Below are 15,197 nucleotides of genomic sequence, written 5' to 3' on the forward strand. Positions count from 1 at the left end.
CTTACAGCTTGATCTCGATGTTGACATCGGCAGGCAGGTCGAGGCGCATCAGCGAGTCGACGGCCTTGGGCGTCGGGTCGATGATGTCGATGAGGCGCTTGTGGGTGCGCATCTCGAAGTGCTCGCGGCTGTCCTTGTACTTGTGGGGCGAGCGGATGACCGCCACCACGTTCTTCTCCGTGGGGAGTGGAACCGGACCCACGACGGTAGCGCCCGCCCGGGTCACGGTGTCGACGATCTTGCGCGCCGACGAGTCGATGACCTCGTGGTCATACGACTTCAGTCGGATGCGGATCTTCTGTCCCGCCATCTTTATCTCTCTTTCCGCGTCGTACCTCTGGGGCATTGGACGCACGGGGCGCGGGTTGCGCCTCTGGCACTCGCACACGACTCCTGGCCGTGCGATGCTGCACCACTGTTCTGCTGTCATCACCGGCGTGAGCCGGCTCCCGATGGCCGCACGAAAGCAGGGCCCTCATGCGAGTATCGGATTGCGTTCTGCTACCCGCGGCCCAGAACCTGACGCTCTCGCGCCGCCTGTGCACTGCCGTGGTAGTGATTCCGCGCTGTCATGAGGACATGACGGCACGCAGAAATGTGGAACCTCACTAGTTTGCCACCCCGGGAACGGTACTGCAAACCCGGGCGTGTCGCGCTCGGGCGATTCCCGGTTTCGGGTGCGTTTTCGGGGTTTCGGGGGTACTTGCGGCACCGGGCGGGGCGCAATCGCGGGTGCGGGTGCGGGTGCGGGTGCGGCTGCGGCGGCGGCGGCGGCGAGGGCGCCAAAGTAGGGCAGAGCATCGAAAGTAGGGCGCTGTCTGCATGAGAGCCCTACTTTCACGACCGACTCCTAGGCTCGTGCCGCTAGGCCCGCAGCGGGTGCGAGGCAGGTCGCGTTCGCCCGCCCGACCGCTTCGCGGGCATCCCGCGTCCGCACGCGAACCTGCAGGGCGGTCAACAGTGCATCCGTTAGCGAGCGCACACGGCGAAGCCGGCACCCACTCTCGACGACCGTCACGAGATGAGGACCATGACGCCGATGTAGGACCGGTGACCGCCCGCGATCCTAGATCTGCGACTCCGCCCTACATTGGCGAGAAGGCCGTCCCAGCACCGCGAGCACACCTTGCCGGCCAACCAGCATCAACGTGCGCCACACGTCGCGAGATGAGGACGATGAGGCCGGAATAGGACTGGTGAACGCCCGCGGCCCGAAATCCACGACGCTCCCCTCGGTTGGCGACAAGGCCGCCCGACACCACTGATCGCAACCGGCCCACCAACCAGCATCAACGGGCGCCACACGTCACCAGATGAGGACGAGGACGCCAATGTAGGACCGGCGACCACTCGCGCCCCGAAATCCACGGCTTTGCCCTGCATCGGCGACAGAGCCGCTCCGGCACCACGGAGCGCAACCTGCCTGCCGTCATCGAGGCACGCTTTGCATCAAATGTGCGCCGACATCAGACTCACGCGCCGCTCCGCCCCTCGATTCGCAGCGTCTCCTTCGGTGACGCAGTTACCTCGGCCACGCGCCACCCCTCACGGACAACGAGATCTCCCCAAGCCGGAGATCCCGACATCGACTCCCCAATCACGCCCCGGCGAGAGCATGGAGGAACGACCCCGGCGAGGATCCTGGGATGGAATTGGCAATCTGGCTTCGAAATCATGGCGGCATCGCGCACCGGCGGGTTACGAGTGCCGCGGGATTCCACCCGCGCCGTATCAAACGCGACGTCGATGCCGGCCTTGTCAGAACGATTGGCCGTAACTGGCTCGCAGTCGCCGGCGTGCACGAAGATCTCATCGCAGCAGCTCGCGTGAACGGGCGCGCAGCCTGTGTCACCGCGGCAGGACTCCGACGCTGGTGGCTGCCCGAGTCCGCACCGCGTGAACGGCACCTTCACATGGCGGCCAATTCACCCGTGCCTCCTCCCGACGCACGCATTCACCGCAGTCAACCGCTCGTTCCCATGGCGCGTGGCCAGCTGATCGAATCCGTTGAAGACACCTTGCAGCATGTCGCTCTCTGCTGCGATCTGACCACCGCGACCGTCATCTGGGAGTCCGCATGTCGCGTCGAAGGTGTCTCGCCAGAGACTCTGCACCAGATCGCTTGGACCTCGACGGCTGCCCGCTTGCTTGCGGCAACGGTGACTGGCCTGTCTGACTCCGGGCTGGAGACGCTTCTCATCCGCGGACTCGCGCATCTGAACTGCGAACTCCGAGCCCAGGCGTTCGTCGCCGGGCACCGAGTCGACCTGCTCATCGGAGATCGACTCGTGCTCCAGGTCGACGGTCAAGAGTTTCACTCCAGTGCCGCCGAGCGGACCCGTGATGCAGCGCACGATGCCGAACTGACGCTACGCGGTTACACCGTTCTGCGCTTCACCTACGCGCAGGTGATCCACGACTGGCCCAGGGTCCTGGCGACGGTCTCCCGAGCCGTCGCGCAGCGCCGCCATCTCCTGCCCCGTTGACCCGCCGCCGGGGCTCAGGTCCCGCATCGCCCACTCCCCGCAGTACCACCGCGCTGGACCGGGCTCCTCCCCTTCACCGTCCATGCCCCGCAGGATCAGTGAGCCGTATCGGTGCCCCTTTCTGCGGCGCACACGCCCCGCAGTCTTAGCGAGCCTTATCGGTGTGTCCCCCGCGCGCGGATTCGAGTCTCGACGCCGGACCGCGACCCGGGAAACAGTGGTCGGTCAACAGCCCAGAGCCAACCATTGCCCGCGAAACTTGCGTCTGTGGGCGAGAATCATCGCAATGCGGCGATTGTCGCCCACATAAGGAAGTCTCGCGGTGATCGCCACCGCCGAATATCCGACGGTGATGCCGCGTCGCGAATATCCGACGGTGATGCCGCGTCGCGAAACTCCGTGCGGTGATGCCGCTCGCGCGAACGTCCCGCGCCGGTCCCGCATTCGGGGACGTCGCCCCATTTGCGAACGTCTCCCCGTTCGCGGATGTCGTCCGCACACGCCATCGTCGTCTCCGCTCACAAGCACCGTGCACTCGAGGACCCAGCGCACCGCGGGCAGCGAAACGCAACGGCAACGGCAACGACAACGACAACGACAACGACAACGACAACGACAACGGCAACGGCAACGGCAACGGCAACGGCAACGGCAACGGCAACGGCAACGGCAACGGCAACGGCAACGGCAACGGCAACGGCATACCGTGGGGTGGCCCGGCGTCTCAAGACGCGGCGAAGCCCTCCGGAGCGGGGCTCCGGAGGGCTTCGCATTACTTCAGGTCGTGAAGCAGATCACCTCATCGTCGCGACTGCGCACGGCGGCGCAGCACGAGCAGCACGCCACCGGCGACCAGCAGCATCACGGCGATCGGCGCGGCGTAGCCGAGGGAGACACCGGTGACCGACAGGCCCTCGACCTTCACCGTGCCGCGCGCGGACGCGGTGGGCGCTTCGTCGTTGCTCATCGAGCCGGACGACACCGACGCGGTGTTCACCAGCTCGCCGCGAGCACCACTGTCGACCGTCGCGGTGACGGTGATCACGCGCTCCTCACCGACCGCGAGGCCGGGAAGCGCGCACGTGATCGTGCGGCCCTCGGCACCGCACGCGTCCGAGGCGCCGTCCACCGACACCGACGCGAACGTCAGCCCGGCGGGCAGCTCATCGATCACCGTGACCGGACCCGGATCCTCGGTCGGACCGCTGTTGCCGACCGTGATCTCGTACGTCGCCGTGCGACCGGTCACCAGCTGGCCGATGAGACGCTTCTCGATCGTCAGCGTGCTGAGGGCGGGCACCGGCGACGTCACCGTGGAGGTGTTGTCCCCCACCGTGCTCGGATCCTCCGGCGTGGCCGACGTCACCGTGGCGGTGTTCTCCACCGACGGATACGCGGCAGCCGACACGGTGGCCGAGACCGTCACCGTCGCGGTGGCACCGACAGCGAGCTCAGGCAGCTGGCACGTGACCACGCCGCCGTCGCCGACCACGCAGGTCCAGCCCTCGCCTGCAGCCGTGACGCCCGTGAGGGATGCCGGCACGGCGTCGGTCACGATCACACCGCGAGCGACGGACGGTCCCGCGTTGGTCACCTGCAGCGTGTAGGTGACGCTCTCGCCGATCATCGCCTCGGTCGCCGTCTTCACGATCGAGAGGTCCGCCACCTCGCCCACCGTTCCGGTGACCGTCGACGTGTTGTTCGACGGGTCGGAGTCGGGGGTGTCGGAGCCCACCACGGCGGTGTTGACGACGTCGCCACTCAGCGAAGCGGATGCCTGCACCGTGATCTCAATCACGGCCACCGCACCGCTCGCCAGTGTTCCGAGCGCGCAGGTGACAACCTGACCATCCGCATCGCACGAGCCGTCGGAGCTCACGAAGGTGAGGCCTGCGGGCAGCTCATCGGTGACGACCACGCCCATGGCGTCGGACGGACCGAGGTTCGTCACCGTGAACCGGTACGCCCCCTCCGTGCCCGCGGTGAAGCTCTGCGACACCGTCTTCACGATCGAGACGTCGGCAGCGGCGATCACCGGAGTGACGCTCGTGGACGAGTCCGGTCCCTCGTCGCCCTCGGGCTGCGGCGTGCGGCCCGGCGTGACGCTGGCGGTGTTGACGAGCTCGCCCACAACCCCCGACGCCACGTGACCCGTAATCGTGATCGGCGCGGCAGCACCGACCGGCAGATCGGTTACCAGCTGGCACACGACGGTGCCCTCAGCGCTCGCCTCGCAGGTCCAGCCGTCACCGATCGCCGAGACGAACGTCACGCCGGCAGGCAGCGCATCGGTCACGGTGATGGGGTGCTCCGCGTCGGCGTGCGACACGGAGGGGCCGTTGTTGGTGACCTGAACGGTCCACGAGAAGTCCGCACCGGCGGTCGCGGAGTCGGCATTCGCCGTCTTCACGATCGACAGGTCGGCCTCCGCGGAGACGGTCACGGTGTCCGTGCTCTCTCGCGGCTCCTCGTCGGGCAGCGGCGTGATTCCGGGAACCACCGACGCGGTGTTGACGATGTCGCCCTCCAGATCGCCGGCCAGCTGCACCGGAACGGTGAACGACACGGCATCACCCGACGCGAGAGTCGACGTGATGAGGCACGTGACGATCTGACGACCGTCCTGCTCGCCCGCGACGGCGCAGTCGGCTTCCGGTGCAAGCGTCACGCCCGCAGGCAGCACATCGGTCACCACGATCGGATGAGCCTCGGTGGCACGCGAGTCGCTCGGACCGTTGTTGGTCACCGTCAACGTCCACGCGAACGACTGACCCGCGACAGCGCGCAGCTCGGGAGCGTGCGACTTCACGATCTGCAGGTCCGCAACCTCCGCGACCGTTCCCGTCACCGTGGAGGTGTTGTCCGACGGGTCAGGATCGGTGGTGTCGGAACCGACGGTCGCCGTGTTGACGATGTCGCCGGTCACGGCCGCGGAGGCGCTGACGGTGATGTCCACCACGACCTCCGCACCCGCGGCGACCGTGCCCAGCACGCACGTCACGACCTGACCGTCGACCGAACAGTCAGCATCCGAGCCGACGAAGGTCAGACCCTCGGGCAGCTCGTCGGTGATGACCGCGTTCACCGCGTCGGAGGGACCAGCGTTTCGGACGACAAATCGGTACGTCCCCTCGACACCCGCGGTGAACGACTCACGCACGGTCTTCACGATCGACAGGTCGGCGATCGCCTGCACCGGCGTCGTGACCGTGGACGAGTCGGGCTGCGTGTTCTCCGCCGGCTGCGGGGTGAGGCCCGGCGCAACCACGGCCGTGTTCACGACATCAGCCGTCACGTCGCTCGTGACCAGACCCGTCACCGTGATCGGAGCAGCAGCCCCGACCGGCAGATCGGTGGACAGGTCACAGGCCAGCAGACCGAGGAGATCCACATCACAGCTCCACCCGTCACCCGACGCGGAGACGAACGAGACGCCGGCGGGAAGCAGATCGGTGATCGGGATCGGGTGCTCAGCATCCGCATGGGACACCGACGGACCGTGGTTGGTCACCGCGATGGTCCACGAGAACTCCTCACCCGCGGTCGCGGACTCGGCGTTCGCGGTCTTCACGACCGACAGGTCCGCCTGCGCAGACACCGTGACGATGTCCGTGCTCTCGCGCGGTTCCTCATCCGGCAACGGGGTGATCCCCGGCGTGACCGACGCGGTGTTCACCACGTCGCCCTCCAGATCCGCCGCCAGCAGTACCGGTACCTCGAACGACACCGAGTCGCCCGGAACCATCGTCGACGTGATCAGGCACGTCACGATCTGACGCCCATCCTGCTCACCCGTGACCGCACAGCCGACGGCACCCTCAGCGAGCGTGACCCCCGCAGGCAGCACGTCGGTCACCGTGATCGGGTGCTCCTCGGTCGCACGCGAGTCGCTCGGACCGTTGTTGGTGACGGTCAGCGTCCAGGCGAACGCCGTGCCGGCAACGGCCGACAGCTCCGCGGCGTGTGTCTTCACGATCCGCAGATCCGCGACCTCCGCGACCGTGCCGGTCACGGTCGAGGTGTTGTTCGACAGATCGGGATCCGTGGTCTCCGAACCCACCGTCGCCGTGTTCTCGACATCGCCCGCTGCATCGGCGGAGGCGGTCACCATGATGTCGACCACGACCTCCGCACTGGCCACGACCGTGCCGAGCACGCAGGTGACCAGCTGGCCTTCCGCCGTGCAGGAGGAGTCGGAGCCGACGAACGTCAGCCCCGCGGGCAGCTCATCCGTGATCACCGCGTTTACCGCATCCGACGGACCAGCGTTGTTCACGACGAAGCGATACGCACCCTCGGTGCCTGCGGTGAACGACTCGAGCACGGTCTTCACGATCGACACATCCGCCACCGCCACGGTGGGCGTGGTGGCCGTCGACGAGTCGGGCTGGGTGTTCTCCGCCGGCTGCGGGGTGAGACCCGGAGCGACCACGGCTGTGTTCACGACATCGGCCGTCACGTCACTGGCGACGAGGCCCGTCACCGTGATCGGCGCCGCAGCACCCACCGGCAGATCCGCCGTCAGCTGGCACACCAGCAGACCCACGAGGTTCACATCACAGGTCCAACCATCACCCGTCGCGGAGACGAACGAGACACCGGCGGGAAGCAGATCCGTGATCGTGATCGGGTGCTCGGCATCCGCATGCGACGCCGATGGACCGTGGTTCGTCACCTGGATCGTCCACGAGAACTCCTCGCCCGCGGTCGCGGACTCAGCGTTCGCCGTCTTCACGACCGACAGGTCGGCCAGCGCAGCAACCGTGACCGTATCCGTGCTCTCGCGCGGCTCCTCATCCGGCAGCGGAGTGATCCCGGGAGTGACCGACGCGGTGTTCACCACGTCGCCCGCCAGATCGGCGGCCAGCAGCACCGGCACCTCGAACGACACGGAGTCGCCCGGAGCCAGAGTCGAGGTGATCAGGCACGTGACGATCTGACGACCGTCCTGCTCGCCCGTGGCCGCGCAGCCCACGGCGCCATCGGCCAGCGTGACACCTGCAGGCAGCACATCCGTCACCGTGATCGGCGTCTCGGCGTCGGCACGCGACTCGCTGACGCCCTCGTTGCTCACCGTCAGCGTCCAGGCGAACGGCGTCCCGGCGACCACGGGGGCATCGACATCGTGCGTCTTGCTGATCCGCAGATCAGCGCGCGTGATCACCGTCACGTCGGCGGAGTCCTCGTCACCCGCGTCGCTCGGCGAGGTGACCACGGCGGTGTTGGTGATGGTCTGGGCATCCAGGCTCGGGGCCGTCGACGTCACCACGGTGAGGAAGGGGGCGCTGGTGTTCGCGGGCAGCGTCACCTGCTCGCCATCGACCCCCACGAGCACGCACGTGAGCGTGCCGTCCGTCACCTGGCAGTCCCAGGTGATGGGACCCGATCCGGAATCGGCGCGAACGAAGTCCATGCCGGCGGGAATCGCATCCGTGATCGTGAGCGGCAGTGCGGCATCCGACGGACCGTGGTTCTCCACCACGATCTCCCACGTCGCGTAATCGCCGGCGTCGATGGTCGGTGTGATGGCCTTCTTGTGGATCTCCAGGCCGCTGACCGCGTCAGTCACGATGGTCCCGCTGCCCGGGTAGGGCACGCGCTCACCGGTGGTCTCGTCCACAGACGAGCCCGTGGTGGCGACCGCGGTGTTCGTGATGCTGGTGGCATCCACGACCCCAGTGCCGACGTGAGTGGTCACGCGCACGGTGGCGGTGGCGTTCAGCGGGAGATCGGCGAACGAGACGGTCATGCTGTCGGCGTCGAAGCCGACGACGCGGCTGCCGGCCGGAGCGTCACCGAGCGTGACGTCCGTGATCGTCAGGCCCTGCGGCATCTGATCGACGAGCTGCGTGTCGTAGGCCGTCGACGGGCCGTCGTTCGTCACGACGATCGTCCACGTCACATCGGTCCCCGACACCACCGTGGTGGCGTCCGGCGTCTTCACGACGGACAGTGCTGCCTTCGGCGTGAGCTCGATCGGAGCGAACGACACGTTGTTGTCGAGCTTCGTGTCGTTCGAGGTGGAGACCTCGGCGCCGAGCTCGATGGTGCCGTTGACGTTCGGGGCCACCTGCAGCGTCAGGGTGAAGTCGTGCGACTCCCCCGGCGCGTAGGGCGTCGGACGCGTGAGCGTCTGCTTGCCGTCGACGGTGCTGACGGTCCAGCCGTCCACCACATCGCCGTCCTGAACCCCGCCCGCGAGCGTCGTGCCCGCAGGCAGCGTGATCACGGTGACACCGTCGTGCGAGGTGGACGGACCGGCGTTCGCGATGTTCAGCGTCGCCGGGAACGGGTCACCACCGGGGACGACCTTCGCCGGCACGTCGGTCCAGGAGACCGACATGTCGATCTTCGCCTGCACGCCGGCGGGCGCCTCGACGACGTTCGTGCGGTCGCCGTCGGAACGGGCCTGCGCCGCGTTGACGATCTTCGCCAGCGCCTCCGGGTCGGTGATGGTTCCCGTGGTGGCCGGATCGATGTCCACGACGTAGACCAACGTCGCGGACTCGCCCGCGGCGAGATCGCCGTACGTGAAGGTCACGTTGCGGCCGCTCGCAGACGCGGTCCAGTCATCCATGCCATCGCCGAGGCGGGCGAAGGTGGTGCCCTCCGGCAGCACGTCGGTCACCACCACGTTGCGCGAGTCGGACGGACCCTGCGCCTGCACGGTGACCTCGTAGGTCATCGTTTCGCCGGGGGTGACGGTCACGACGCCGTTCTCTGCGGCCGGGTCGACGATCTTCTTGCTGATGCTCAGCTTGTCCGCCGTGCCGATGACGACAGGCGCCGATCCCGAGTTGTTGTCGGTGTCGGGGTCTGTCGTGATCTCGGGAGTCACGGTCGCCGAGTTGGTGATCGTGGTACCTGAGACGACCGACGCGGCCACGCGCGTCTGCAGCGTGATCGTGATGGACTCGGTCGGAGCCAGGTCACGCTGGATCTCACACGTCAGGTCCGACGCGGTGAGAGAGCAGTCGACGCCGCTGCCGCTGGTCACCGCGACGCTCGCCCCGGACAGGCCCGCGGGAAGGACGTCGGTCACGACGATCGGCTTGTCCGCAGAGCCCCGAGACACCGACGGTCCCTGGTTGGTGACCGTGATGGTCCACGTGGTCAGCTGACCGGCCGTCGCGGAGCCCTGGCCCGACTTCACGATGGCGAGGTCCGCCTGCGTGCTGACGGTGCCGGTCGCCGAATCGGTGTTGTTATCCGGGTTCGGGTCGTACGGGTAGACGTCCGATCCGGGAGCAGCGGGCGTCGACACCGTGGCGGTGTTGCGCACGTCGGTGCCGTTCGCCACATCCGCGGCGATATCGGCGACGACCGTCAGCTTCCAACTCGCGCCACTGGCGAGCGCGGCGCCGTCGGTGCGGGTGCACGAGTACGTATTGCCGTTCAGCGTGCAGTTCCACCCCTGCGCCGCAGCGTCCGGAAGGCTGCGCAGCGCGACACCGGGCACGTCGTCCAGCGTGTCCTCCAGCAGAATGCCGCTCACTGCGTCCGGCCCGTTGTTCGTGACGGTGACGGTCCAGGTTCCGGTGCCGCCTGCGACGAAGTTGTTCGGCACGTCGGCGACATCCTTCGTCACCGACAGATCCGACTTCGGGACGCGAACACCGGCACTGCCGTCCGAACCGAGGTAGGAGTTGGCGTTGGAGCCGATGCGGTCGTACCCGCCGTTGTCCGTCACGGCGATCGGGCTCACCGTGTTGACGTGACGCACACCGAGTCCGAGGTTGTCCGCGTTGTTCGTCAACACGTCACGGACCGGCTTCGCCTGATAGGTGAACGACACCTGCTGTCCCGGGGCGAGGCGGCCGCCGGGCAGCGTGACGCTGTTCCAGGTGAGCGCCGTCGGAGTCACGGACGGCTCGCTCGCACCCTGGGTGGAGCCCGCGACGTACACCCAGCCGGAGGGCAGGAGATCCCGCGCTCCCGCGGTGAGGGCGTCGCCCGTTCCGGCGTTCGTGAGGGTCACGCGGAACGTGACCGGCTGGTTCAGCAGCGCGACGGAGTCCGCGCCCATCGTGGGAACCGGGTCGATGACAGCCTTGGTGGCGTTCACCTTCGGGGTGCGCGGGGTGACGTCGACCGTCTTCGTGGCGGTCGACGTGTAGGTGTAGCCGTCCGTGCCCGGCAGCGACTTCCACGACGGAGCCGACACCGCGTTGCGGATCGCCGCGGTGGTGATGTCGGTGGACGGCGCCAGCTTCACATAGAAGGTGCGGGTCGTGCTGGTCTGCGGGGCGATCGTCGCGATGTTCCACGTGATCGTCGACCCACTGACCTGACCAGCCTGCTCGCCCGCATTCGGGCTCGCCGTGGTGCCGCCCGTGATCGGGCTCCCATCCGCGTTCACGAGCACGACGCCCGCAGGCAGTGTGTCCTGAAGCACGACGTCGTAAGCCGGGACGGAACCCGTCGAGGTCGCGGTCACAGTGTACGTGAACACCTCACCCGGCTGCGGGGTGGCCGTGCTCACCGACTTAGCGACGGCGACGGCCGGCGCGCGGAAGGTGGTGGTCGCCGAGGCGGGTGCACTGGTGTCGCGGTTCGGACCGGAGACGGTCTTCGGCGTCAGGTTCCACGCGATCGTGGCGTTGTTGGCGAGGCTCGTGCCGTCGGCGAGGGTCGCGTTCTTCGGGATCGTCGTGCGCACGGTCACCGTGACGACGCGAACCTGGCTGGACGGCGCGACGTGACCCGACGGGTCGATGCCACGCAGTTCGACGATGCTCGCCGCGCCGCTGGTGGAGGTGTTGCCCAGCGTGAAGCCGCACGGAAGCGATGCACCGGTGGCCTGCGAGGTGCACGAGAGGCTGTCCGCGTCCCACGTCACACCGGCAGCGCCGCCGAGACCGCTCGCCGCGGTGTCGGTGAGGATCGCGTCATACAGCCAGGCGTTGGCGGGAATCGTGGCGGTCAAGGTCCAGGCGACGGTCTCGCCGGCGACCACGTTCTTCTGGGTGGTGCTCTTGGTGAGCGATGCGGGATCCACGCGCACGACGGCCTGCACCGGCCCGGCGTCACGCTTCGCGCGATCGGCGGTGTTGGTCGGGTGCGTGTAGCCGCTGATCGTGGCGGTGTTGACGTAGGACGAACCTGCGGCGGCCGTGTTCGGGATCTTCAGCGTGTACTCGGCGCTCACCGACGCGCCTGCCGCGAGCCGGCCCTCGCCCTTCCAGGTGTAGGCCGTGGTGCCGGCGGCACAGGTCCCCTCGGCGACGAAGGTGCCGGATCCCGTGGTGGTGAAGCCCATCGGAGTGCCGAGCTCGACGGGGATGCAGTCCACGACGCTCCAGTCGTAGAGCACCGAGCCCGTGGTGTTCGAGGCCTTCAGCGTGTACGTGGCGGTCTCCCCCGGTGACACGGCACCGTCCGCGGGGCTCTTCAGCGTCTTCTCGATCTTCGGCGTCGGGCGGACCACGCTGATGCTGGCGGCTGACCGACCGATCTCGACGGCGGTTCCGCCCTCGGCCGGAGCGGCGGAGAGGGTTGCCGTGTTGTTCTGGGTGCCGGTGGCCGTGCTCCGCACGATGGCGAAGTACGTGACAACGAAGGTGGCCGGGGCGTTGGAGGTGTTCCGCCACGTGGCGGGGAACTTCAGCGCACCGTTCGCGCACAGGGTGACGTCGACGACGGCACCGGTGCAAGTGGAGTTCGGCTGCACGGCCAGGACCGTGTTCTCCGGCCCGGTGGCGCTGACCGGACGCGTCTCGTCCTGGCGCAGACCCGCACCGAGGATGTCCGCGGTGGAACCGCCGAAGATCGTCGTCTGCGCGGGGACGGTGACGGTGTACTTGTACTGCACCCACTCGCCGTTGGTGGCCTGGGACTGGGCGTTGTTGCCGGTCTCGGTGAGGCCCGTGGCCACGCGCTCCTTGATGATCGTCGCCTTCGGCGTGGTGATCGTGGCGCTGTCGTTGGCCGCCGGAGCGTTGGGGGTGTAGCCGGAGCCCGCGAACGGGTTGCCCTGCGGGAACATCTGCTCCTGCGTCGTGTCACTGTCCGTGCTGTCCACGAAGTACGACGTCACACCGGCGGTGTTCGTGTGGCTGGTTCCCTGGCCCACCGTGGCGGGCATGGTCATGTCGTAGGAGATGCGTGTGGTCGCGCCGGGAGCGAGGGGTCCGGGGATGACCCACGTGATGATCGTCTGGCCGGCGAACGGGGAGCCCGCGGGTGCCACCTCGGAGACGTAGGCCCCCGGGGTCACGGCGGTCACGTTGTCGATGGTGACCCCCGGCGGCAGCGCGTCGCGCACGGTGATCTTGCTGACCGGCTGGTCGGTGGCGTTGGCCGCCGTGCCTTCGTTCTTCACGTCGATCGTGTAGCGGAACGCCTTGCCTTGCGTGGCGTCGGCGTTGCCCGTGACCGGGGTCACGTTCTTGTCGAGACTCAGCGGCACGACGGGGGCGATGGAGAAGTCGGCGGATGCGCGCGCGGAGAACACCTCGCCGTCGGTGTTCTGGTAGCGCAGCTTCGCGAGGTTGCCGAGCACGTCCGGCTTGGTGGTGAGGTTCGTCTCCGTGATCTTCGCGACCACGAGGAGTTCGAGGTGGGCACCCGGCTTCACGTAGGAGGCGCCGCCGCTCGGGGTGCCCAGCAGCCAGCTGAGGCTGTCGCCCTGCTGCCAGGTGGTGTTCGTGACGCCGGGCACGGCCACGTTGTTCGCGGCAGCGGGAACCACTTCGACGGCGGTGGTGCGCGGCGGGATGAAGTCGGTCAGGCGCGCGTTGCGGGTGTCGACTCCCGCGGGGAAGTCGATCGAGATGCGGAAGCAGATGAGGTCGCCGAAGCGGGCGACCGGGCCGCCCGTGGACGACCAGTTGGCGGCGTCGCTCAGGTTGCAGTCGCTCGCGCCGCCGATCGGGGCGCGGTTCGGGTTGGTCCACGCTTCCTTGACGACCGTGACCTGCTCCGTCTCGAGCGTGTGCGACGACGTGTTGGTCGAATCGATCGGGCCCTGGTCCACCGTGTTCTCAGCGATGGGCGTCGTGGTGCCGTCCACCCGCACGTTGTTGGTGAAGGAGTCACCGGCGACCGTGGGAAGCGTGTTGCGCGCGTTGCTGCCGTAATCGGTGCGCTGCACCACGCGGTAGCTGAAGGTGGTCTCCGACGACGCCGCCATGTCGGACACGGCGAAGGTCAGCACGAAGAGACCGTCCGCGTTGGTGGTGACGGACGTCAGGGTGACACCTGCGGGCAGCGTGTATGGTGCGGCGTCGTTGTCGCAGGACGCCGGCAGGCTCACCGCGGGGCCACCCGTGGGGATGACGGGGCAGAGACCGTCAGGGAGGGTGTCGGTCACCGTGATGCCGCCGGCGCTGACGTACTCGCTCGTGCGCACGGTCAGGGTGTACGCCCGAACCGCGCCCTCCTGGAACACGCCGCTGTCGCCGCCCTTGAGGATGCTGAGATCCAGCACCTGCACGCTGTGGCTGTCCTGCACGTCCACCGTGCGCGAGGCCTCGTCCTTGACGTTGCCCAGGTAGCGACCGGTGGCATGCGCGGTGTTCTCGCTCCAGTAGCCGTCAACCGGCTCCGTTCCGACCGGACGCGTGGCGCTTCCCGTGAGGCTGCCGTCCGCGGCGACGTGGTTGAGGTCGACGTGTGCGACGTACTTCAGCACCAGCTCGTCGCCGGCGTCGAGAGTGCCGAGATTCCACGTGATCTGCGTGAAGACCTGACCGTTCTCCTCGATGATCGCGGTGGTGCACGGGTACTGGGGGTCGCAGCTGTCAAGCGTCATGACGCCCGGAAGCTTGTCGACGACGACCACGTTCTCGGTTCCCGCGTTGGCGGCGGCGTTGCGCACGGTGAGCTCGTAGTCGATCGGCTGGCCACGCAGCGCTTCGCTCTCCGGCGTGTTCGTGGTGGTCTTGGTGAGCTTCAGCGGAACCACCATGATCGGCTGGTCCTTGACGCCGCTGCTGGTGGCACCGGTCACCGTCGGCGCACCCACGGCGGGAACCTGCACCGCGGGAACGGTGCGCTCATTGGCGTTGGCGTACACCCCGACGCCGACGTTGAACTCGGACCCGACCGGGTGCTGCGCGTCGTTGGCGGAGACATCGAACGAGACGGTGAGGCTCGACCCGGTGACCAGATCGGAGATGTTCGGCCACGTCAGCACCACACCGCACGAGGCGGGGTCGTTTGCGACCGCGCACCACGGGGTCGACGTGGGCGCGGGCAGTTGCTTGCCCTGTCCGTCCACCGCTGGTCCCACGAAGCTCACGCCGGGAGGCAGCACCGCCACGACGGTGGCGTTGTACTGATCGGGGCCTGCGGAGTTGGTCGCGGTGACCTTCACATTGGCTGTCTCACCAGCGAGCAGCTGGTCGCTCTCCACGGTGAGCCCCAGGGTGGTCGGTGTCGACCCAGCGGGAACCGTCACGGGTACCGTCGCGAGGGCGGCGGGGGCGACGGCGAGTCCCGCCACGAGTGTGGCGACCACCACGATCACCAGTCGCGCGAACCAGGATCGCAGGGTTGTCGGGGCAGCGTGATGCGAGCGCACAAAAGACACGGGTATATCTCCGGGGGAGGAGTCCTCGAGTCGGAATCGGGACTCTGGCTTGGGGGTAAAGCGCATCGGCCTCGGGTGGCCTCATCCCAACCTAGCCCGACACGCCCGGCCCCTACCCAGGTGCTTCCCAGGTTCGCGAGGACGGCTCACAAAAGCCGAACGCCCGGCCCCTGAGGGGC

General features: G+C 68.0%; 4 protein-coding genes. 2 read left to right on the forward strand and 2 right to left on the reverse strand.

Features of this window, described 5'->3' with window-relative positions; translation table 11 throughout:
- Position 1: 1 nt before the first annotated feature.
- Entirely contained in the window at positions 2-310 is a 309-nt protein-coding gene (rpsJ, locus tag ABTV68_RS17310; protein ID WP_040162964.1) for a 30S ribosomal protein S10, read from the reverse strand.
- Between the two features lie 1,669 nt (positions 311-1,979).
- On the opposite strand from rpsJ, the gene ABTV68_RS17315 reads away from it, so the two are divergent.
- Both ABTV68_RS17315 and ABTV68_RS17320 read left to right on the forward strand, forming a co-directional pair.
- Positions 1,980-2,486, forward strand: a complete 507-nt coding sequence (locus ABTV68_RS17315) for an endonuclease domain-containing protein (protein WP_433674918.1) — start codon at positions 1,980-1,982, stop codon at positions 2,484-2,486.
- Between the two features lie 404 nt (positions 2,487-2,890).
- Entirely contained in the window at positions 2,891-3,274 is a 384-nt protein-coding gene (locus tag ABTV68_RS17320) for a hypothetical protein (protein ID WP_433674919.1), read from the forward strand.
- Positions 3,275-3,285: 11 nt separating this feature from the next.
- On the opposite strand, the gene ABTV68_RS17325 is transcribed toward ABTV68_RS17320, so the two are convergent.
- The gene (locus ABTV68_RS17325) at positions 3,286-15,018 is read right to left on the reverse strand and encodes a hypothetical protein (protein ID WP_433674920.1); all 11,733 of its coding nucleotides are present in this window, start codon (positions 15,016-15,018) and stop codon (positions 3,286-3,288) included.
- Positions 15,019-15,197 lie beyond the last annotated feature (179 nt).

The organism is Microbacterium gorillae, from assembly GCF_050990725.1.
In the GTDB taxonomy this organism is placed as follows: domain Bacteria; phylum Actinomycetota; class Actinomycetes; order Actinomycetales; family Microbacteriaceae; genus Microbacterium; species Microbacterium gorillae_A.